This is a genomic window from Xanthocytophaga agilis, assembly GCF_030068605.1.
In the GTDB taxonomy this organism is placed as follows: domain Bacteria; phylum Bacteroidota; class Bacteroidia; order Cytophagales; family 172606-1; genus Xanthocytophaga; species Xanthocytophaga agilis.
The window spans coordinates 171,503-192,575 of sequence record NZ_JASJOU010000007.1 but is presented as its reverse complement, the minus strand read 5'-3'; the positions used below and the strand labels follow the sequence as shown (position 1 = coordinate 192,575).

Annotated in this window: 17 protein-coding genes; 4 read left to right on the top strand and 13 right to left on the bottom strand. The window is 38.3% G+C overall.

Translation table 11 applies throughout. The features are described 5' to 3' along the window. Window positions 1-86: 86 nt before the first annotated feature. Window positions 87-299 (bottom strand): hypothetical protein, encoded by a 213-nt coding sequence (locus tag QNI22_RS20530; protein WP_313987964.1) that lies wholly within the window; start codon window positions 297-299, stop codon window positions 87-89. Between the two features lie 229 nt (window positions 300-528). On the opposite strand from QNI22_RS20530, the gene QNI22_RS20525 reads away from it, so the two are divergent. The 3 genes from QNI22_RS20525 to QNI22_RS20515 are packed head-to-tail and all read left to right on the top strand — an operon-like array spanning window position 529 to window position 2,551. Next, window positions 529-1,398, top strand: a complete 870-nt coding sequence (locus tag QNI22_RS20525) for an SDR family oxidoreductase (RefSeq protein ID WP_314513561.1) — start codon at window positions 529-531, stop codon at window positions 1,396-1,398. After that, complete coding sequence (locus QNI22_RS20520; RefSeq protein ID WP_314513559.1) at window positions 1,373-2,131, top strand: metallophosphoesterase; 759 nt, start codon at window positions 1,373-1,375, stop codon at window positions 2,129-2,131. Before QNI22_RS20525 ends, QNI22_RS20520 begins: the two co-directional genes overlap by 26 nt. Before the next feature lie 45 nt (window positions 2,132-2,176). Then, entirely contained in the window at window positions 2,177-2,551 is a 375-nt protein-coding gene (locus QNI22_RS20515) for a hypothetical protein (RefSeq protein WP_314513557.1), read from the top strand. Window positions 2,552-2,595: 44 nt separating this feature from the next. Here the strand turns inward: QNI22_RS20515 and QNI22_RS20510 are convergent, their stop codons facing one another. Then, complete coding sequence (locus QNI22_RS20510; RefSeq protein WP_314513555.1) at window positions 2,596-3,702, bottom strand: alkene reductase; 1,107 nt, start codon at window positions 3,700-3,702, stop codon at window positions 2,596-2,598. Window positions 3,703-3,782: 80 nt separating this feature from the next. Here QNI22_RS20510 and QNI22_RS20505 point away from each other — a divergent pair, with 80 nt between their 5' ends. Then, window positions 3,783-4,097, top strand: a complete 315-nt coding sequence (locus QNI22_RS20505; protein ID WP_313987979.1) for a winged helix-turn-helix transcriptional regulator — start codon at window positions 3,783-3,785, stop codon at window positions 4,095-4,097. A gap of 50 nt (window positions 4,098-4,147) precedes the next feature. On the opposite strand, the gene QNI22_RS20500 is transcribed toward QNI22_RS20505, so the two are convergent. The 11 genes from QNI22_RS20500 to QNI22_RS20450 form a co-directional block, all read right to left on the bottom strand. Further along, on the bottom strand, window positions 4,148-6,589 hold the full coding sequence (locus QNI22_RS20500) for a PAS domain-containing protein (RefSeq protein WP_314513553.1): 2,442 nt from the start codon (window positions 6,587-6,589) through the stop codon (window positions 4,148-4,150). A 1,236-nt stretch (window positions 6,590-7,825) separates the two neighbouring features. After that, window positions 7,826-8,092: an acyl carrier protein gene (locus QNI22_RS20495; RefSeq protein WP_313987985.1), complete on the bottom strand. Its 267-nt coding sequence runs from the start codon at window positions 8,090-8,092 to the stop codon at window positions 7,826-7,828. Between the two features lie 62 nt (window positions 8,093-8,154). Beyond that, window positions 8,155-9,090 (bottom strand): lysylphosphatidylglycerol synthase transmembrane domain-containing protein, encoded by a 936-nt coding sequence (locus QNI22_RS20490; protein WP_314513550.1) that lies wholly within the window; start codon window positions 9,088-9,090, stop codon window positions 8,155-8,157. Next, complete coding sequence (locus tag QNI22_RS20485; RefSeq protein ID WP_314513548.1) at window positions 9,032-10,036, bottom strand: glycosyltransferase family 2 protein; 1,005 nt, start codon at window positions 10,034-10,036, stop codon at window positions 9,032-9,034. Before QNI22_RS20485 ends, QNI22_RS20490 begins: the two co-directional genes overlap by 59 nt. 14 nt (window positions 10,037-10,050) lie before the next feature. Further along, a complete protein-coding gene (locus QNI22_RS20480) occupies window positions 10,051-11,727 on the bottom strand; it encodes an ArnT family glycosyltransferase (RefSeq protein ID WP_314513546.1) in 1,677 nt (558 codons plus the stop codon). A 92-nt stretch (window positions 11,728-11,819) separates the two neighbouring features. After that, window positions 11,820-12,827: a GDP-mannose 4,6-dehydratase gene (locus tag QNI22_RS20475; protein WP_314513544.1), complete on the bottom strand. Its 1,008-nt coding sequence runs from the start codon at window positions 12,825-12,827 to the stop codon at window positions 11,820-11,822. Between the two features lie 483 nt (window positions 12,828-13,310). After that, complete coding sequence (locus tag QNI22_RS20470) at window positions 13,311-13,943, bottom strand: TetR/AcrR family transcriptional regulator (RefSeq protein WP_314513542.1); 633 nt, start codon at window positions 13,941-13,943, stop codon at window positions 13,311-13,313. A gap of 755 nt (window positions 13,944-14,698) precedes the next feature. Continuing rightward, window positions 14,699-17,845, bottom strand: coding sequence for an efflux RND transporter permease subunit (locus tag QNI22_RS20465; RefSeq protein WP_314513541.1), 3,147 nt, complete (start codon window positions 17,843-17,845; stop codon window positions 14,699-14,701). 26 nt (window positions 17,846-17,871) lie between these two features. Continuing rightward, entirely contained in the window at window positions 17,872-18,921 is a 1,050-nt protein-coding gene (locus QNI22_RS20460) for an efflux RND transporter periplasmic adaptor subunit (protein WP_314513538.1), read from the bottom strand. Between the two features lie 31 nt (window positions 18,922-18,952). Further along, entirely contained in the window at window positions 18,953-20,272 is a 1,320-nt protein-coding gene (locus QNI22_RS20455; RefSeq protein ID WP_314513536.1) for a TolC family protein, read from the bottom strand. 122 nt (window positions 20,273-20,394) lie between these two features. After that, window positions 20,395-21,000, bottom strand: coding sequence for a TetR/AcrR family transcriptional regulator (locus QNI22_RS20450; protein ID WP_314513534.1), 606 nt, complete (start codon window positions 20,998-21,000; stop codon window positions 20,395-20,397). Window positions 21,001-21,073: the final 73 nt, after the last annotated feature.

The following is a 21,073-nucleotide window of genomic DNA, read 5'->3' as shown; positions in this document are numbered from 1 at the left end:
CTGTCAGCTAAAATCTAGTAGGATAGAACTAGTAGGATAGTAACTGACAGGTGATTTTATTTTTAGGAAAAAGTCTTCTTTGCTAATTATTGTTCTGTTTCAGCAAGTGTCACAATGGCTTGTGCCCAGCGAACATACTTCAATTTAGCAAGATCGCTTACTGTTTTAACGCCAAAGGCTTGTTCTAAAAGTTGGGCATCTTTTTCAGTTACACCAGACAGAGCTGATACAGGTGCATTTGCTACTTCGTTGAAAGTTTTTCCTTCGTAGCTTTTGTCAACAGCAAGATTGATATTCATAGCAAAAATGGGTTGAGATTGATGAACGATGGCAAAATAGAGATTTTTATTTCCTGTGTCAAGAGCCAGGCCGATTGTTTACAAAAAGGAAATAATTGGATGTTAATAAGTTACCATATATGAGAATAAATCTAAGTTGTTACTATATAAAGCAATGTATTTGTGAAGAGAGTACCATGTCTCAGGATAAAATTTCTATTTTTGATAGAAGAGATAATTTATTACTTCGATGCACAAAGTTGCGATTATAGGCTCGACTGGAATGTTGGGACAACCTGTCACAAAGGCATTTATTGAACAAGGATTTGAAGTGTCTCTCCTGGTACGTAATAGTAGAAAAGCCAGCAACATCTTTGGGTCTGCTGTACGACTTGTTGAAGGAGATATAAAGAATGCGGACAGTATAAAAGAGTTATTACAAGAAGGACAAGATGCCTTGTATTTGAATCTTTCTGTTACTCCCAAAAGTAGAAAAAAAGACTTCCAGCCAGAACGAGAAGGTTTACAAACTATTCTTGCGGTTGCAAAACAGTCTTCTGTTTCCCATATAGGTTATTTATCTTCTCTGGTGCACTTCTACCAAGGGCACAATGGATTTAATTGGTGGGTTTTTGAGATTAAAGAAAAAGCGGTGCAATCTATCAAAGAAAGCGGATTAAGCTATTCTATTTTTTATCCTTCTACTTTTATGGAAAGTTTCGACAAAGGAGCATACCGTCAAGGTAATCGTATCAACTTGGCAGGTAATTCGTTGTTTCCAATGTATCTGATTGCTGGCAAGGATTACGCCCGACAAGTGGTAAAAGCTTTCACAATAAATAATGGCAGTCAGGATTACATTGTGCAGGGACTTGAAGGATTTACAGCGGATGAAGCTGCCCGGATAGTTGCTGATAATTATTCCAAAGCCAAAATATATATTTTGAAGTTACCAATGAAAGTTCTTCGTTTTTTAGGGAAATTTTCCAATACGCTGAATTATGGAGCAAATATTATAGAGGCACTTAATCAGTATCCTGAGAAATTTGAAGCTCAGAGAACCTGGGACCTGTTAGGTAAGCCGGAGATTACACTTGCTGAATACGCCAGAAATTCCTGAAACTCCAGGTGAATCAAATGACAACTTCAATCAGATGAAACTACTGGCAATCGGAGATATACACGGACGCACTATCTGGAAAAAGATAGTTGCTAAAGAGAGGGCAGACAGAATTATCTTTCTGGGTGATTATTTTGATTCACGAGAGGATATAACGTGTTCTGAAGAACTTCGAAACTTTGAATCAATTCTATCTTTTAAAGAGCGATTTTCTGAAAAGGTAGTACTTCTTTTTGGAAATCATGATCTACATTATATTATAAATGAACAATATTCGGGATTTCGGTACTCTTGTCAGAAGCCTATTCAGGAGATAATTCATAATGCTTTGCAAAAAAATCTGATGCAAATGTGTTTTTCTATGCACTCATTTTTGTTCAGTCATTCTGGAGTAACCAAGACATGGTACCAAAGTCAGTTTGGGGAAGAGTATGTACAAAGTGATATGGTGTGTGACTTTGTGAATAAACTATTTAGAAAACAGCCTGATGCATTTCGGTTTACAGTTGGTCCTAATTGTGACTTTTCAGGAGATGATATAACACAACCTCCTACATGGGTGCGGCCAGCTAGCCTGCTTGCAGATAAACTGGACGGATATATACAGATTGTTGGGCACACAACACAAACGTCTCTAGCCATAATAGATAAGGTAGCTTTTGCTGATACACTGGGAACATCAGGTGAATATCTGATTATCATAGATGATGTATTGAAAGCGGGTCGTTTATAGTGCACAATGCGCTAAGGTTATGTATAACACAAATCACTATACTATATGAAATCAATGCTGATTTTCCTTTTTGTTGTGTTTTTGTCGCTGGCGGCCTTTGGACAACAAACCAAGTCTGTAAGTGATAGTATCATGATTACTATCTTTCTCAAACACCAGCAGGATAAAAATCTGGATTCTTTGCAAGCTATTCAGCGAAAGAACAAGTTTGCAGAGCAATTCCCTCCAAAATGTGCACGGGTTGTATCCTGGTATGTGATGATGGGTATAGGACAGGTGGTAACCGTAAAAATACCTGCGCATGAATTACGTACACTCAATCTTTCTATTGAAAGAGGTGCATGGGGTGCATTTGAAACAGAGTTTTATCCTACATACGATTATGTTCCAATCTGGAAAGATGCCCAGAAAAAGAAATAGTAAAGCAGTACACTCTATTATTAAAATGCACTGCCACTTATTCTCTAAGCTGTATAAGCAGAAGCTTCGCTAACAGGATAGTCTGTGTAGCCTTTTTCATCTGCTGTATAGAATGTGTTGGAATCTGGCTGTGCCAATGGAATACCATGTTGCAACCTATAGGGGAGATCAGGGTTTGCTATAAAGGCTGATCCAAAAGATACCAGATCTGCCTGTTTGGTTGTTATCGCTTCTTCTGCTTTGGTGCCTGTATACCCACCATTGAGTACTAAAGTTCCTTTAAAATTGTTGCGAATAGTCTTACTAAGTTGCTGGCCTTCTTCCGTTGCTCGTGCTGCATACTCTACTACATGCAGATAGGCTATATCCAGTTTATTGAATTCTTGTGACAGATAATCATACGTAGCAACAGTTTCTGAATAAGCTGGCATGTCATTGAACGTGCTGAAAGGAGAAATCCGTACACCAACTTTGTCTTTTCCAACGCGGCTAATTACAGCTTGCGTTACTTCCAGTACAAAGCGACATCTATTTTCAATACTACCACCATAGGAGTCATTACGTGTGTTGGTATATGGGTTTAAAAATTGTTCAAGCAGATACCCATTCGCTCCATGTAATTCCACACCATCAAATCCTGCCCGGATCGCATTTTCTGCCGCTTGAGCGAACTCTTGAATAGTTTCGGCAACCTCTGATTGACTCATGGCAATAGGTACTGGAAAAGGTTGCATACCTTGAGTGTCTGTCCACATTTGTCCCTGAGCTGCTATCGCTGAAGGAGCAAGTATTTTTGATTTCTCAGGCATGTTGGCTGGATGAGCGATTCTGCCCACATGCATAAACTGAATAAAAATCTTTCCATTCTGTTGATGCACACTTTTTGTGGTCTTTTTCCACCCTTCAATTTGTTCATTTGTATAGATGCCTGGTATACGAGCATAACCTAATCCATTAGGTGAGGGAGAGACGCCTTCTGTGATAATCAGACCAGCAGACACTCGCTGGGTATAGTAAGTAGCCATTAAGTCGTTAGGTATGGAACCAATTGCACGGGAACGAGTCATAGGAGCCATTACAATACGATTAGATAATGTGATACCATGGAACGATATCGGTTCAAACAGATGTTGCATGCTTAAGCTTGTCATAGTTTTATGAAATTGGATAAGTAAATTTGTTTTTGCAAAGCTGTAACAAATTCATTCCAGGTACAATAAGTCAACAAAAGATGACTACTCTACATTTAAAAGAAAATTCGGAACATTGTCCTGCTGAAGGCATTCTAAAGATAATTTCAGGGAAGTGGAAACCTCAGATTTTTCGTTTGGCTATACAAGGGCCACTGCGGTTCAATAGCCTGTTGCGTCAACTACCTGGTTCCAGCAAGCAGTCTGTGGCTGTCGCTTTAAGAGAGTTGGAAGAAGCTGGACTTCTGACAAAGACTGTAGTAAAGGAAAAACCTTTGCATATAGAGTACCATCTGTCTGAAAAAGGAGAACAGGTAACTCACATTTTTGTAAGTTTGCAACGATTTATTGGATGAGAGAAAATACAGATTGTATTCGGATCTGGTAAGAAGAGTAATAAATAGTCTTATTCTTGCCTGATTGGGAGAATAATGGAAAAGCAAGCACCTCTACCTAGCGTTCCATCTGCTTTGATATATCCCTGATGTGTTTCTACAATTTTTCGGCAGGTAGCCAAGCCGATGCCTGTACCTTCGTATTCTGTTTTGCTATGTAGGCGACGGAAAATAGCAAAGATTTGTTCTGTATATTCTGGTTCGAAGCCAATGCCATTGTCTTCTACCACTATAGAAACATAATTCTGCTCCTTATTCAGGGAGTATTTTTTTATACTGGAATCATCAACAGGTTTGGTATATATATGTATTTGAGGGCTTACTTCAGGACGGCTGAATTTAAGCGAATTGCCAATCAGGTTTAGAAACAACCTTTCAAGCTGAGAAGGAATCACCTCTACAGTCGGTAATTCAGCCAGCGTAATATGAGCACCTTTTTGCTGAATTGCCAACTCAAGATCCTGTAGCGCATTTCGGACTATCTGATTCAGGTCTGTGCGCTCAAAAGAATATTCTGTGGGATTGATTCGATTACTTATGCGTGAAAAATCGAGCAGATCACTAATCAGGTGCTGCATTCGCCGAACAGCAGATTCAATCCGATCCAGGTACATAAGACCTGTTTCATCAAAAAGGGGTTGATATGTGCGGACAAGAAGATTACAGAATGCAACGATCTTGCGCAGGGGCTCCTGAAGGTCGTGACTAGCGATATAGGCAAATTGCTCTAGTTCTGCATTGGAGTGATTGAGTTGCTCAACCTTTTTCTCCAATTCCATCTGAATATTTTTTAAATGGGTCACATCTGCGGTTCCTCCTATTACACGTAAGGGTTTACCTTTTGTGTCTTGCTCTACTATTTGTAATTTATTATTTACATAGATGGTTTGTCCAGATCTTGTAATCAATCGGTATATGGGTGAGGCAGTACGTATACCTGTTTCCTGAAAATGGGTGGAAGACTGTTCTAAAGCTGCTTTATCTTGGGGATGAATATGTTCATAGTAAAACTGAGATGCAACGCTAGGTGTTCTTTCCTCAGGCGGATATTCCAGTAATTCCCAAAGCCCGTTTGACCAGGTTACTTCGTTTTTTCGTATATCCCATAACCAGCTACCTGAACGTGTAAGATGTTCAGCTGTAGAAAGTAATTCTTCGTTCTCCCGTAATTTCTGTAGTACTTTACGTTCGGCTGTAATATCAACAGTAGTGCCATAAATTCTTTCCAGCTTCCCTTCTGTATCATATACTGGTACGCCACGACTTCGTAACCATCGTTCAGGAGTGCCATGTCTCGGACGAAACTCGATCTCATACGTTTGCCTGTTTAGAATAGCTTTTTCCATTACTTGTAAGGTGTGTGCAGTATCTCTGGGATCAACAAGTGTCAGCGAATGCTTATAGGTTAGTTTGTATCTCCATTCTTCTGGATCCAACCCAAATAGCAATAGAGTACCATCCGACCACATTATTTTATTGGTCACTGCACTCCACTCCCAGCTCCCAAAGCCAAACGTCCGTTCATTTTCATGAAGTAATTTTTCAATCTTATTTAGGTTGTTGGCCATTTGACGTTCTTCTGTTATATCAGAGGTACTACCCAACACAACAACAGGCCTATTATCTGCATCCTTAAGAATACGGACCTGTTCCAGCAAAACTCTTTGTTCTCCATTTCTTCGTACCATAATCCATTCTCCCTGATAATCTTCTCCTTTAGCCAGATTGGTATGGGCTTCATCCCAAAGCTTTTGACGTTCTTCCGGACGCACATGAGAGAAAATCAGTTCCAGCGTAATAATATTTGGGCGTGTTGCAGGATCCGAGTAACCAAAAATATGATACATACCTTCTGTCCAGCCAATGCGGCCTGTAGGCAAATGCATCTGCCAGGTTCCAAAATGGCGCATACGTTCTGCCTCCGCCATCAATATTTCACTATCCCACTGAATTTCATAACCGTCACTGACTTGAGTGTACGTAATACTTTGGACTTCCTGTGTTATTTCCTGAGAAAGGCATAGCAAGATATGAGGATTGCCATTGGCATCTGTTTCAAATACAGTAAATTGTGTTTGCAGTATTTTTTCCGAACCATTTTTATGCCTAATCCTTAAGTTTAAGGGTTGAGGTTTATGGTCTATTCCATCTCGTATGGAGAGTTGGATAAGAGGCAAGATGTACTCTCTGGGAGTAGCAGGCGTAAGAAGCGAAAGAAGTGTCTTTTTCTCTTTGTGAAGTTCTTGAAATGTATAACCTAAAAGAGATGAAATGTGATCACTGACATATAGAAATTCGAAAGTAGCTGCATTATGTAAATGAACCATCTGAGAGGAGATATTTCCAAATGCACGGGCATAAGCCAATACCTGCTGAGAAACAGTATTACTGGAGATACCATCATATCTACTCTCCATGTGTGGCATGGAAGGTTCTTCCTGGCTGTGGTTCATAAAAAAGTTTGCCGGATAGATGCAAAATCAACACTATACAATACAATTGACTCATTCAGAAGCAGACCAGATAACTGGTAGATAAATTGTAATCCAGTGTATTCATAGATTTATTATCAGCTTCTGATTGTATGTTTTATAAAGGGTGGTTTCAATACAAGGTGGCTAATATATAAGAAATGTAAGTGACTGCAAACGGAAACCTGAAAATGCTGTAATAAGGATAAATGTTATTTGTCTTTGACAAATAGTAGTGAGTATATAGCTTCTTGACTAAGAAGATAGTTTTATTGAAATTTATGTAGAGACACGAAATAATTACTACAATTATACAAACTGGCAATTAACCGGAATTTTTGTGGTCATCAGATGATCAATGTGATTGGATTAAGATAATCATTGGTTTAGTAATGTATCTGTAAAGCAGTTAAATATTATAATCATGTATTGGATTATTATAATTCTATTTGAGAAAGATAATGTTGTATTTTGGAAGCCATATTCTGATTTGCACAATTGCCTCTATACTGAAAGGAGTGCCTGAGAGTTCTAGAGCTGTCAATTGAGTAAGTTATTTGATCGCTTCTGGCAAATACCTGAGTTGATTCTTTTGTAAATTAAGTGTCTGCATATATTGGAGCTTTGCAATCTCAGAGGATACTTCCTATAATTTATTTCCTTCCATATTTAAATCTTCCAACCTAATAAGTTTGAAAAGAGGGTTAGGTAAGCCATTTAACTGATTCTTAGCTAGACCTAGCTAGTGGTTTTAGATTGGTTAATACTTGTAATTTCATAGGGAAGATCTTTGATATAATTATCTGGCAGATATAGTTCTGTAAGCTTATTTATATATCTGATCTGAACAGGTATTTCAGAAATGTACAATGATGAGAGACTTAGTATATGAGTTGAGTATGTAATTTTGGACTGATTAACCAATGACATTTTCCAAGCCTGATAACCTACTCCTGTCATTATCCATTCATAAATTATCTCCGTATCTACTATAAGTTCACTAATGTGGATTTCCAGCTATAGAGCTATCTCAATGCCTAGCTCTATAGCTGAATTTTGTCCAGATTGTAGTAATCGAAGCACATTTTCTTTTTCCTGTGTTGTATATAACATACATTTCTCTATTTGCCAGGCATTATATAAAGTGAATTAATTTTATTGGATAGAAAAAAAGCACAGATACAAATCTGTGCTGGGCATATATAAATGAAGGTAGGTTTAATTAGACCACTCATGAAAATGATGTTGCTGAGAGTAATGCCAGTCTGTATGTTTAATTAAGTCTGATACAGTTCCAATAGAATGAATCTCCTCTTCAGAGAATTCGATGCCAAACTCCCTTTCAATATATAATAGTAGTTCCAGTTTTTCCATTGGACTTAATCCCAATTTATTGAAATTATACTCTGGATTAACACGTGTTTGGCGAATAAGAAAATGATGCTGTAGGTTATACTCAACCCGATCTTTAATCACTTGTATCATAGTTTTATAAGTTAGGTATTACTGTTAATTCTATTAGACAATTAAAAGTTAATTTTATACGGTTATTTATCAGAAATAATTTGCTCAGTGGACAATGTATTATGTAAAGGATTGTTTTTCATTGTTTGAATGGGGAAACCTGTTTTTAGGAATATACCTGTTAGCGAACTGATAGTTGTAATAGCAAAGAATAAAAGTGTTAGAGATATCATTTTTTCTGAGTCGACTGGCAGATACTGACTTCCCAGCATACCCACAACTTCCCGAGCCCCTATACCTGCAATGGTAATTGGTAATACTGCCATAATTGATGATAACAGAAATAAAAATACATACTCTACATAATATGAATGAATATCCAGTGCCTGAACAATAAAGAGCGCACATGTGACCTGCAAAATCTGAACCAACATTCCCAGTAAATTGGTAATATGATATACTTTGGTAAAATCCTTGAAAAAGAATTGTACCAGCGTTTGCCCTCCCAGATAAAAAGCTATCTGGCCTACTACCAATAGTAACAGATACCAGGAATCTATAAAACCCATTTTTATCAGAAGCAGACAAAGTAGCAGTTGAAGCGGAAATAATCCGCTTATTCTATCAAGAATTGTGGCAGAGATTAGCTTCTTGTAAGAAATCGACTGATCCTTTCCCAACAACCATACTTTATATCCATCGCCACCTATACCTCCGGGAAGCAACAGGTTGTAAAACATGCCTGTATAATAGAGTTTCAGATTATAAGTTGATGAAAGTCGCAACCCTATGGCATCCCAGTAATACTGCAAACGCAAGGCACTAACAATCTTTGAGGCGTTAAAAAGCACAAATGCCCCAAACATCCAGCCAGAATGGACTGTTTGAACGATCTGCCAGATTTGCTGCCAGGATATTTTTAAAGATACCAGATAGAGTGCAGTCCCTGTTAGACTGACCTTAAGCAGTAACTTGAGCCATGCTTTCACTGGCGTTTCTTCTTTCTTTGCTGGCTCCATCTGTCTGTTGAATGTTATAAATTCTCTTGATTGTGTAATTAGGTTTATGTTGAGATTCATAATACGTTCGCATTTGTATCTCTGCCATAAATCCAAAAGTGATCAATTGTAATCCACCAAGCAGAAGTACAACTGTTAGTGTAAGCAAAGGTCTACCACCAATATCATTACCCATAAGCTTTACAAACAACAGATATAATCCCAAGCCTATGCCTGAAAAGAATGAAAGAATACCAGGAGGACCAAACAAGTGCATTGGTCTGGAAAAATATTTCTGAAAAAACAGAATCAGCAAAAGGTCACTCATCACTTTAAATGTACGACCTAATCCATACTTGGATTTACCATGAATACGAGGATGATGCTTTACTGCTACTTCCCGCATATAAGCACCCTGCATTTTGGCCAGCACAGGTATAAACCGATGCAACTCGCCATATAGTCCCAGGTTTTTGGCAATTTCCTTTCTGAATAGTTTTAGCGTACATCCATAGTCCTGAAGATATACTCCAGTCAGCTTGCGAATCAGTGCATTGGCAATTTTACTGGGAATCTTGCGTAATAAAGCTCCATCCTGTCTGTTTTTACGATAACCAGCAATCAATTCCCAACCTTCGTCTTCTGCCATTTGTAGAAGCATTGGAATATCCGAAGGATCATTTTGCAGATCTCCATCAAGCGTAACTATATATTCTCCCTGAGCTTGGTGAATACCTGCTGCCATAGCTGTGGACTGTCCATAATTGCGTTGTAGCACCAAGGCTTGTACTCTTTCACTGGCGAATTGTTGTATTCTTCGTACGGTAGCATCCGTTGAACCATCATCCACTAGAATCACCTCATAGTTAATTCCTTCCAGATTCTGATAAATACTTTTGAGCAAAGGCTCTATATTGTCTTCTTCATTGAGAAGTGTAATGACTAATGATAGTTTAATTTGTGACATATGTGAATATGTTATTATCTACCTTGATTGGTTGTTAACTGAGGCAGATTTAGTTGTTCGGGTGTTATCTCTCTTTGTTCTTTCTGTAGTAGTACAGTAGTGGGAGATTCAAATGTATCTCTGCGTTTTTTAAGGACTTTCCAATGAGCAATGTCTGTCAGTTCATTCATAAACTCTTCTCTGCTAATGACAATCGCATTGGGATGCTGTCGTAAGAAAAGACTGAGTTCTTTTGGATCATGCATTACAGGTATTGAACGTTTCAGATAATAGACATAGGCTGGATTGAATAGCTTAAATCCCACAACTACTTGTTGGTTAGGTAATAGTCTGAGTGTTTGAGCTACAGGGTTTTCTTTGTCTACTTTAGGATAGGCATATCCAAATAAGACTCCAATGGTAACCAGAAAAGAAATAACAACTGCATGATAAGCTATCAAAAGATTGTGTCGATTATAATAGACCCATGCTGTGGCTGCTCCCAGTGGGAAAGTAAGAAACAAGAATGCTAACCATGCCAGATGTTTTAAAGATGCATCCTGTTGCAGAGCAATATATACACCTATAGGCAGAATGAACATGAGTATGAGATAAACAATCAAACCTGCTTTAAGCTTTTGATATTGTCTGGTAGATACTACAGAATCCAGAAAATAGGCTATCAGAATAGCTGCAAAGGGATAAGCCGGAACTGTGTAATTAGGTAATTTAGTGCTGGAGATCATAAAGAACCCTGTAATAACACTTACTACTAACAAAGAGAACAGTAATACATCATTGTTTTTGCGTTGCTTCCAGGCAAGCAGAAAGCTCTGAGGCAGAAATACAGAAAAAGGCAGCAATCCTACCAGTACATATAGAATAGTTATCAAAAAGATGCCTCCATGGCCTTCCATCGAAGCGGTATATCTGGATAGGTTGTGTTTCAGAAAAAATCCTTCAGTCCATTCTCCTTGTGTCTGAATATGAACAGCAATGTACCAAGGTAAAGCAATCAGCAAAACAAGCAACAAACCTGGGATAATATGAAATTTGCTGAGAATAGATAACTGCAGTTTTCGATCTGAAAAATGAATGTCACCTTTCAGGATCAGAAAAAACAAAATGATTAATCCTGGTAATAGCATCCCTACAGGACCTTTGGATAGGATGCTTAATCCAATACCTATATAAAATAACAAAAATCCATTTCTGCTTTTGCTGTGATGTGTCTGTGAATAGCCATAAAAGAAACTCATCAGCGAAAAGCTCATTAGCATAATCAGATAAGGATCAGGCACTGACATCCGGAACTGGATAGATACATGGACTGAAGCGAGAAGTATGGTCGCTGCAATCCAGGCAGTACGTGTGTTGAAATATTTCTGCGTGAATCGATAGGTGAATAGTATAGTAATAACACCACATGCCAGCGAAAAGAAACGCGCAGCAAACTCATTTACTCCCAGTACTTTATACGCTATCATCATTCCATAATAATGAAGAGGAGGCTTATCTGTGCGTAGTTCTCCGTTAAATGTTGGCACAATCCAATCGTTTCTCTGCAACATTTCACGTGCACACTCTGCATTTTTTGTTTCGTCCAGCCCATATAGCATTAACTCACCAGCATTGAAACCAAAGACCACTATAGATAGCAGCAATACTATCCAATAGGGATTCTGTATTTGTGTAGATAGTATTCTTTTCATAACGCATGCATTTTTAACTCTGTAAGATAGAAGTTTGGCTATACATAAGATTACCGAAACCTTTATCTTACAGAGTTATCACTTTTATACTATCAAAATGTAAGGTTGAAGGAGTCGTGTTCCTGAATATGATTATGACCTAGCTTCCAGTCAACAAAACGTTGAATACCTTCTGCAATACTGGTATGAGCACGGTAACCCAGTTTAGTACGCGCTTTGGCTATATCTGCAAATGTCTGAGGTACATCTCCAGGTTGTTCTGGCAGATAATCAATCATGGCTTCCATATGAAGTGCCTGTTCCAAATGGGTAACCATATGTTTTAAAGAGATGGGTTGTCCACTGCCTAAATTAAATATTTCGTAGGGGCTGTCCTGATAATCTATTGCCAGTCTGATTCCTTCTACGATATCTTCTACATAGGTATAATCACGGGATGTATCGCCTGTACCATATAATGGAACAGGTTGATGTTGTTGAATCAACTCGGTAAACTTATGAATAGCCAGGTCTGGACGCTGACGTGGTCCATATACTGTAAAGAAACGTAAGGCTACGAATCGGATGCCATATAAGTGTGCATAAACTTGTCCGATTACCTCTCCAGACAGCTTGCTGGATGCATAAGGGCTGATCGGCATAGTTTCCAGATCTTCTTCTGCCCATGGGATTCGTGGGTTTGTACCATAGACACTGCTCGAAGAAGCAAAAATAAACTGGGGTATATCAAAGTTCCGGGCAATCTCCAGCATACTGAGTGTACCCATTACATTGGTCTGGTAATATTCTTGGGTAGTCTGAAGGCTGCCTCTGACCCCTGCTTTTGCTGCCAGATGGATAATAGCATCAAAAGGCATATGAGAAAAACGACTTTCTTCAATACGCTTTACTACTATATCATGTTGTGATATGTCTTCATCAAGTAAAACAACACGAGGGTCATCTATAAATGATTCAATGTTATTTAATTTCTGCAAAACAGGGTAATAGGAGTCAAAATTGTCAATGCAGGTAATATGTATATCCGCCTGGGTAAGGAGTTTTTCAATCAGATGACTACCTATAAATCCAGCACCTCCGGTAATCAGATAATGTTTCATAACGAAAAAAGTTTTGTATGGTAGATTGGCTCACATCTACAGGTTATAAGGTTTGGTTAGTTGATTTTGTATAGTATAGAGGATTGAAAACTATGTAACAGCCAGAGGATTGTTTATCGCTGCATATAGCGAGTTTAGTAGAAATGAATCCTGAATAAGATAAAAATGAGTAGAAGTGTTTAAGACTGATTGGCTAATAACTAATGAGACAATAGATAATGCACTGAGAATATTCTCAGTATGAATGAGCAGCAAACAATCTGGATTGGACAGATCAAGGCTTTTTTTACAGGAAAAAGCCTTGTGGTTAACAAGACCCCGCATATGATATGTGAATAAAAGTAAATAAAAGTGAATTTAATTGTATGGTTTAACTTTTTGGTTAACCAAGGCTAACAATAAGGTTTGGTATACTTTCAAAGTCTGATTAATCTTTGTTAACTTCTTAGTTTAACCAGATGATTAAATGAATTGCAAAAAAAATCAGACTTTGATGGCATTTATAATAAATTCTGTTATTTCTTTCTTTCTTTTTTCCGCTATCTGACGGAAAGCTTCTTCATCCCAATCATGCATAATCTGAAGCATTGGCTTTGCCATAAAAGGCATAAGAACCAGTCCCATAATATTGATAAACAAGTCACTTGGATCTATGGGACGGATAGTTCCTTTCTCTATCTCTATTTTAATTTGTTGTCCAAATACATCCATAATGCGTCTGGTCAAACCTGTTTTAAAACGCATCTGCCTGGCTGCCAATTCCGGATCACGCGCCATCTCATAAAAAACAAACATAGGAACTGACGCTCCACAACTGTTATGCAGATAATGCTCTGTATCAATCTCTACCAACTGTGCAATCTTTTCAAACAGGGACTTATCTGACTCTATTGCATCTAATATCTTTCCGAGAAAATGCTTGGACTCTTCCTCAAATACCAGTTCAAATAATTTTTCTTTGCTTCTAAAGTAATAATGTAGTAATGCTTTATTGATACCCGCTTCCTTCGCTATATCATCCATTCGGGTACCCGTTAGGCCTTTTTGAATAAAAAGCTTACGAGCGGCTTGTAAAATCTTCTGCTCAGTTGTTAACGTTTCTTCTGTAATCTGCATAGATGTCTGTAGTGATAGTGTATTGGTAATCAAAGATACTATTCTTTCAGAAAGTAAAGAACAATTCTAAGGATACAAATCTTTCGTACAATCTATGCATGGTAAGGTGTTGGTGCCATCAATAAACAGAAACTGTAATTTCTGCCTATTGTTTGCGATGACGTTTACTTTCAAACAATATTTTAATTTCTCTTATTTTTCTACATACGATAATACGGACATTAGTTGCTGATGTCCTATATTGTGTACAGATTCTCAGAAAGAAGTGCCGGTAATGGTAAAGCAGAATTTGGGTTAATGATTTGTCTTTTCCCAGTTGGCAAGCTGCTTTAAATGCTTGTGTATATTGGTTAAGAGCTAGTTTACAAATAATGTCTATTTCTAGCTGGGGTCAGAAAAAAACTTCTTTTATTCCTCGTATCAAGATTTTTTTGATGGTTTCTTCTATCTGTTTGTTGTATAATGTAAAGGCCTCAGGAAAGCCATTATTCAAATCTTGTAAATAGTTCTTACAAACCGTTTTCCATTGATCTAACAGATAGACTTGCATATTGTATTTTAACCTCCTTAATGCTCATAGAAAAGATTACAATAGTATGGCAAAGATTGTAATCACTTTTGTCATCAGCTTTAAGGCTGAATTATATTAATTAGGTTGCTCGTATTTTATCTGGTGTTTGATTTCCAAATAGTTTATAGTATTCTTTAAATGCCTGGAGCATGACTTAATTGACATACTCCAGGTGTTGAGTGAATTAGACGTTAGATACAGATGGACTAGCCGAAATAGCTGATTCAGATTCTTTAGAAGAAAGAAATTTTTCTTTAAAGCGATCTACTCCATAATAAATCATAGGTACCAGATATACTGTAAGTAGCATAGAACTGGTTAACCCACCAATAAGTACCCACGCCAGTGAATTTTTCCATTCTGCACCTGCGCCACTGGCAACCGCGATAGGAATCATACCAATTACCATGGCGATAGTTGTCATCAGAATAGGGCGTAAACGTTCTTCTCCTGCATGTAGAATGGCATCCCGATACGGCGTTCCATTGGCTTTCTGCTGATTGGCAAAGTCTACAATCAAGATCGCATTTTTTACTACCAGACCAATTAACATTAACATACCCAACATAGCGAAAATACTAATATTAGAAGATGAGAGTGCCAAAGCCAGCAATGCACCAATCACAGCTACCGGAATAGAGAATAATACTACAAGAGGATAAATAAAGCTATCATACAGAAGCACCATGATAAAATAAACTAGTAATAATGCTGCTATCATGGCAATCCCCAACGAACCAAACCCTTCACTCTGGTTTTTGGCATCACCTCCCCATGTTACGGTTACCTCTGCCGGAAGTGGGTTTTTAGCAAGATCTTCCTGTATCTTCTGAATCAATGTACCTGATCCTATACCTAATGTATTAGCTGTTACAGTTACAGATGAACGACGGTTCTTTCTTTCAAGAATGGATGGCCCATTGCTCAAAGATACTTTGGCAAATTCTCCCAGGCGAACCGGACGGCCTGCCAACGGGCTAAAGAAGTTGATATTTTTGACATCTTCAGGATTTTTACGATCAAAAGCATCAAGCATAACCTCGATTTCGTAATCTTCTCCACCATCCCGGAATTTGGAATCGTCGTTACCTGCAAATGCATTTTGAAGTACGGCTCCCACTGTCTGGATATTCAATCCCAGCTTTGCCATTTTTTCTCTGTCAATTTCAACCTGAACTTCTGGATTTCCTGCCTCTACGGATATATTTATATCATTAGCACCCGGCATACTACGCAAGTTATTTGCTAGTTTATTGGCTGCGTCCAGATTGCGCTCTACATTATCACCACTTAAGAAAATCTCAATAGGAGAGGAACCTGTATTTACCATACCGACAATTGCTGATTTGAATTCAATCCCTGCAAACTTTTCCTGTAACTCTTTTCGAACCTCTATCATGTATTTCTCAGTACCAATATGACCTACTCGTTCGTCAACAGGAATCAATTCTACTGTTAACTCTGTACGGTTGGTTTCTCCTTGTCCTGTACTATTCATACCTGTGCTGGCGCCACCTACATTAGCGAAGATGGCTTTTACTTCTACTTTTTTGCGCAGATATTCTTCAATAGTGCGAGCTGTCAGGTTGTTTTGTTCCAACGATGTACTTTTATCCAGTTTCATGGTTAAAAGAAATTTGCCCTGATCACCTTGAGCCACAAACTCGCTTCCAATGATACCTAAGCCCACTACCCAACCTGTTGCGATAAATAAAGCAAGCAGAATACTTGTAAAAACTAGTTTATGAGACAGTACCCAATCCAAACTTCCATGATACCATTTGGTGAGACCTGTCAGGATACCTTCAAACCAAAGTAAAAAGGCTTGAAACGGATTTTTAGGGTCCAGATGTTCCAGCTTTCCCAGCATAGAGGTCAGCCAAGGAGTGAGTGTAAAGCTGACTAAGAGACTAACCATAGTGGCAAAAGCTACAGTCAATGAAAACTGGCGTAACAAATCTGCAATTACCGAGTTAACAAGTGTAATAGGAACAAACACAACCACAATCACCAGTGTAATAGCTACTGCAGCAAAACCAATCTCATTAATACCGTCAATTGTTGCCTGCCAACGATTCTTGCCCATTTCCAGGTGGCGTTGAATATTTTCCAGAACTACAATCGAGTCGTCAACCAGGATACCAATTACCAGGGATAAGGCCAGCAATGTCATCAGGTTCAGGGAATATCCCATCACAAACATGAACAAGAATGCTGATATCAGTGAAGCAGGAACAGAAACCATAACAATAAATGCATTTCGGAAACTGTGCAGGAAAAGCAACATGACAACAGCTACTAGTACAACAGCTAAAATCAAATCATGTGTTACAGCTTCTACAGATTCCAAAGTGAAAGTACTACTGTCATAGGCAATGGTGAAATGCACTTTTTCATTTGCGTGTTCTTTTTCGATCAGTGTCAGTTTTTCCTGCATTAATCGGCTAATTTCTACAGCGTTGGCGTCTGATTGTTTCTTAACAAATAAACCAATACCATTCTGACCGTTGTATCGGCTTATACTTTCCGGATCTGCCAGACCATCTGTGATAGTTGCTACATCCTTTACACGAATAGGGCTTCCTTGTGGAGGCGTTGTGATAACAAGATCACGGATCTGATCCAGTGAAGTAAATTTCCCAGCCAGACGTAACGTAATATTTTCGCTAGCATTTTTTACTTTTCCAGTAGGGAAGTCCATGTTTGCCTGACCAATAGCTTGTGTCACCTGCAACAGGGACAAACCATAATAATTAAGCTTGTCATCATCTACATTGACACGGATCTGACGCTGATCACCCCCAACCATAGTAATTTCTGCTACCCCTGGAATCTGTTGTAAGACAGGTAAGTAACGATCTTCAACCTGTTGATAGAATACCTCATTGGGAAGATTTGATGTAGCAAGTAACTGCATGATAGGTTGATCACTTGGAGATATTTTAGAAAGCGAAGGTGTTTCCGCATCATCCGGCAAATCGCTGACCATATTGTTGATCTTACGTTGTGTTTCATCCAGTGCCATATCTATATCTGTCCCTGCTTTAAACTGAATGATGACAATTGATGCATTTTCCATCGATTTAGAAGTTACATCATCGATATTGTCTAGTCCTGATACTGCATCTTCTATTTTCTTACTAATTTCAGATTCTACCTCCGAAGGAGCTGCACCAGGATACACCGTAGTGACGGTAACTACAGGAACTGAAAACTCAGGCATCAGTTCATAACTAAGCATGTTGTATGAGAATAACCCACCCAAGGTTAGTATAGCAAACAATACTATAATAATGGATGGACGTTTGATAAGGGATTCTACAAATTTCATAGTGTTGCTTTTTGAAGCGGAAAAAATTATTGAGCTATAACAGGTACTCCATTACGAAGGTTGATCTGGCCACTGGTAACTACTTGTTCACCTTCTTTCAAACCTTTGGTAATCTCAAAATACTCATTGGTGGTAGCACCAATTTCAACAGAGCGTAAAACTGCTTTACCATTTTCAACCACATACAGTTGTGGCTTCTTTGCTGAACCTACAATTGCCTGACGCGGAACAGCTAGTGCCTGTGCTTTACGTTTATCAGCATTGGATATGGTACCATACATTCCTGCTTTCAATGGGTTTTGAGCAGAATTGGGAACAATGATTTCTACAGGGTAATTGTGTGCAGCATCTCCTTCCGCTCCGATCATGGTAATGCGACCTTTGAATTCAACTGCTGAATATACTTCTGTATTTACTGAGATTGTTTGGCCTGTATGAAACTGATTAACTGCATTTTCTGGAATATTCACTACCAGTTTTAACTGAGATATATCTACCAGTGTAGCGATAGGACTTCCTACCGATACTACAGAGCCTTTTTCTACTGTTTTGGAAGTAATAATACCTGCAAAAGGAGCTGTAATGGTTGTGTTATCAAGCTGTTTCTTTAATTGCTTGATCTGGGCTTGTGTGGAACGGATACTCAGTTGTGTTCTCTCCAGATTAATAGCAGGAACAGCATCTCCCTTTACCAAGACTTCATAACGTTTCAAGTCATTCTGATATCCTTCCAGACTAACCTGAGCACCTTCCAGTTGATAGCGTAACTGAGCGTCATCCAGTTTGGCAATCAGTTGGCCTGTACGTACAATTTGACCTTCTTCAATTGGCAACTGAAGTACTTCTCCACCAGCCTGTGGGCGAATTTCTATTTTACGGTTTGGAGAGAATGCACCTAAAAATTGTGCTTCTTCCGTTAGATTGTGTAACTCTGCTTTTACAGTTTTTACCCCTACCTTCAGATTGGGATCTGGACGGTATACTTTGTCTGCGACGGTCTCCTTGTTGTTGATCAACTTCCATGCAGTAAGACCTAAAAGAGCAATAATAGCTATACTTGTGATAATGCGTTTCATATGTTGTTGCTTTGTATATGTTTGAGTAGGATTATTTGGCAATAAGATTTCCCGATGCTTTTTTCCAGTCTAGCTCTGCAGATCGCAAATTTATAAGTGCATTCAGATAGTTATTTTGAGCTTCCCGCAAAGAGTTCTCTGCCTGGATTACATCCGTAAGAGAACTGGTACCTTCTTTGAATTGAAGTTGAGATTGGGTGTATACTTTGTCGGCTAGTGTTACCTGTTCATGACTGGATGCCAGATTTTGCTGCTCTACCAGAAACTTATTCTGGGCATTTTTCATTTCCATCAAAATTGATTCACGCGCTTGTTGCATTTGCAGATTCAGTGTATTGTTCTCCGCACGCTGACTGCTTAGCTTTGCTCGTCTGGCCGATCCATCATAAATATTCCAGTTTAATTGCAGACCCACCCAATAACCAGGCACATGTTTGAACACTCCATCTTCTCCTCCTTGTCCGTAAAATGTAGAGTTGGCTACTCCATAGGCTGATAAAGTAGGAATAAAGCCTGCTTTGGTATTGCGTTGATTAAGTTCATTTAATGCTTTCTGGCGATCTAGTAAAAGCAGATCTGTACGATTTACAGTTTCCTGTTGTAGTAAAGCTTGCTGAATAGCTTGTTCGTCAATAGCTACCTGTACTTTTAATGAGTCAGTTTGTGGTGTACCTGTCAGGAATTTGAGCATGTTGATGAGTTCTTCTTCTGATGCCTGAAGTGATTGTAACTGGGTTTTAGTTTGTGTATGAGTAATACGCAGACGATCTACATCAATACCTTGTGAGAGTTGATTTTTGTATAGCAGGTCTGTTACCTTAATAAGTTTTTCTGTAGATGCCAGGTTGCTGCGTAAGAAAACGATTTGCTGAGTAACACTCTGTAGATTATAGTAAGTCACAGATACATTATAAGCAACATCTTCTTTTGTTTTAGTAGTCTGAAGCTTAGAAAGATCCAGACTCAGATTAGCTGCTTTAAGGCCTATACCAATAGATGGATTGAAGATTGCCTGACTGACTTGTAAGGAAGTCGATAAATTGTAAGGTAATCCAAATGCTAATGTTGTGTATGTACCATCTGGGCCACCGAATGCTGAAGCAGGAACTACCTGTCCAGGAATTTTTATGTAACGTTTGTAATCACCACTTACGTTTACCTGAGGCCGTGCACCTGCTTTTACAGATTTGATCTGTGCTGCTGTCTGTTGTTCACTTATCTGAGAGATCTGTACATTTTGATTGCTTTGTAGCGCCTTATCAATTAATTGATTTAGCGTAAGCTCCTGAGCATAGGCGAGTCCTCCCGATAAACCCAGAATAAAAAATAAAAACCAACGTGAAAATTGCATGGTTAGATTGATTTTGTTTAATACTTTGATTTAATGATTTGGTTTAATCGTTTGATTAAATTAGTGGTAAAAAAATGAGTCATGCTATATGACTCACTACAAAATAGGTCTAGATAAATAAACTAGATAAATAAATAGGATATAATCATGTCGCAAATGAGCTTCTTGTGCTTTTCTGCAAACTCATAGTATTCTTCTTCGCTCACCTGCCACATGTGCATGTGCATTGCCTTACATTGAAAAATAAACTGTGTATTGGCAATAATCATAAGAAATATGCTTTTGACATCGACATTACGCACCTGCTTATGGGTTATTGCATCTCTCAATTGTTCTTCAAATATGCCATGAACTATATGTTTGGCAATTGGAATTGCTTCCATTACTCTTTCCGGATTTCTATGGATTTCGTTCAAAATAAATAGTGACAGGTCCGGATGGTTTTTGAACATTTTAAAATCATGGTCAATAATCTCTGCTATTTTTTCTTTTAGTTCCAGAGGTTTGGTAAGTATATCCTGCATTCCCTGGAAAAATAGCTGGCACATATCAGAGAATACAGAGCAAAATAACTTTTCTTTACTCCGAAAGTAATAATTCATCAACGCACTATTTACTCCTGCTTCTTTGGCTATATCTCGCGTTGTTGTGCCATCAAATCCTTTCTCAAGGAAAACTTTTTGTGCTGCGTCCTTGATCCGTTCTTCCGCTGTGGCTGTCTCTTTCATAATTTTAATCAATTGATGAAACAAATGTAAAAGTGTTTTTTGGTTTAAGCAAAAGTATTAATCAAATAATTTA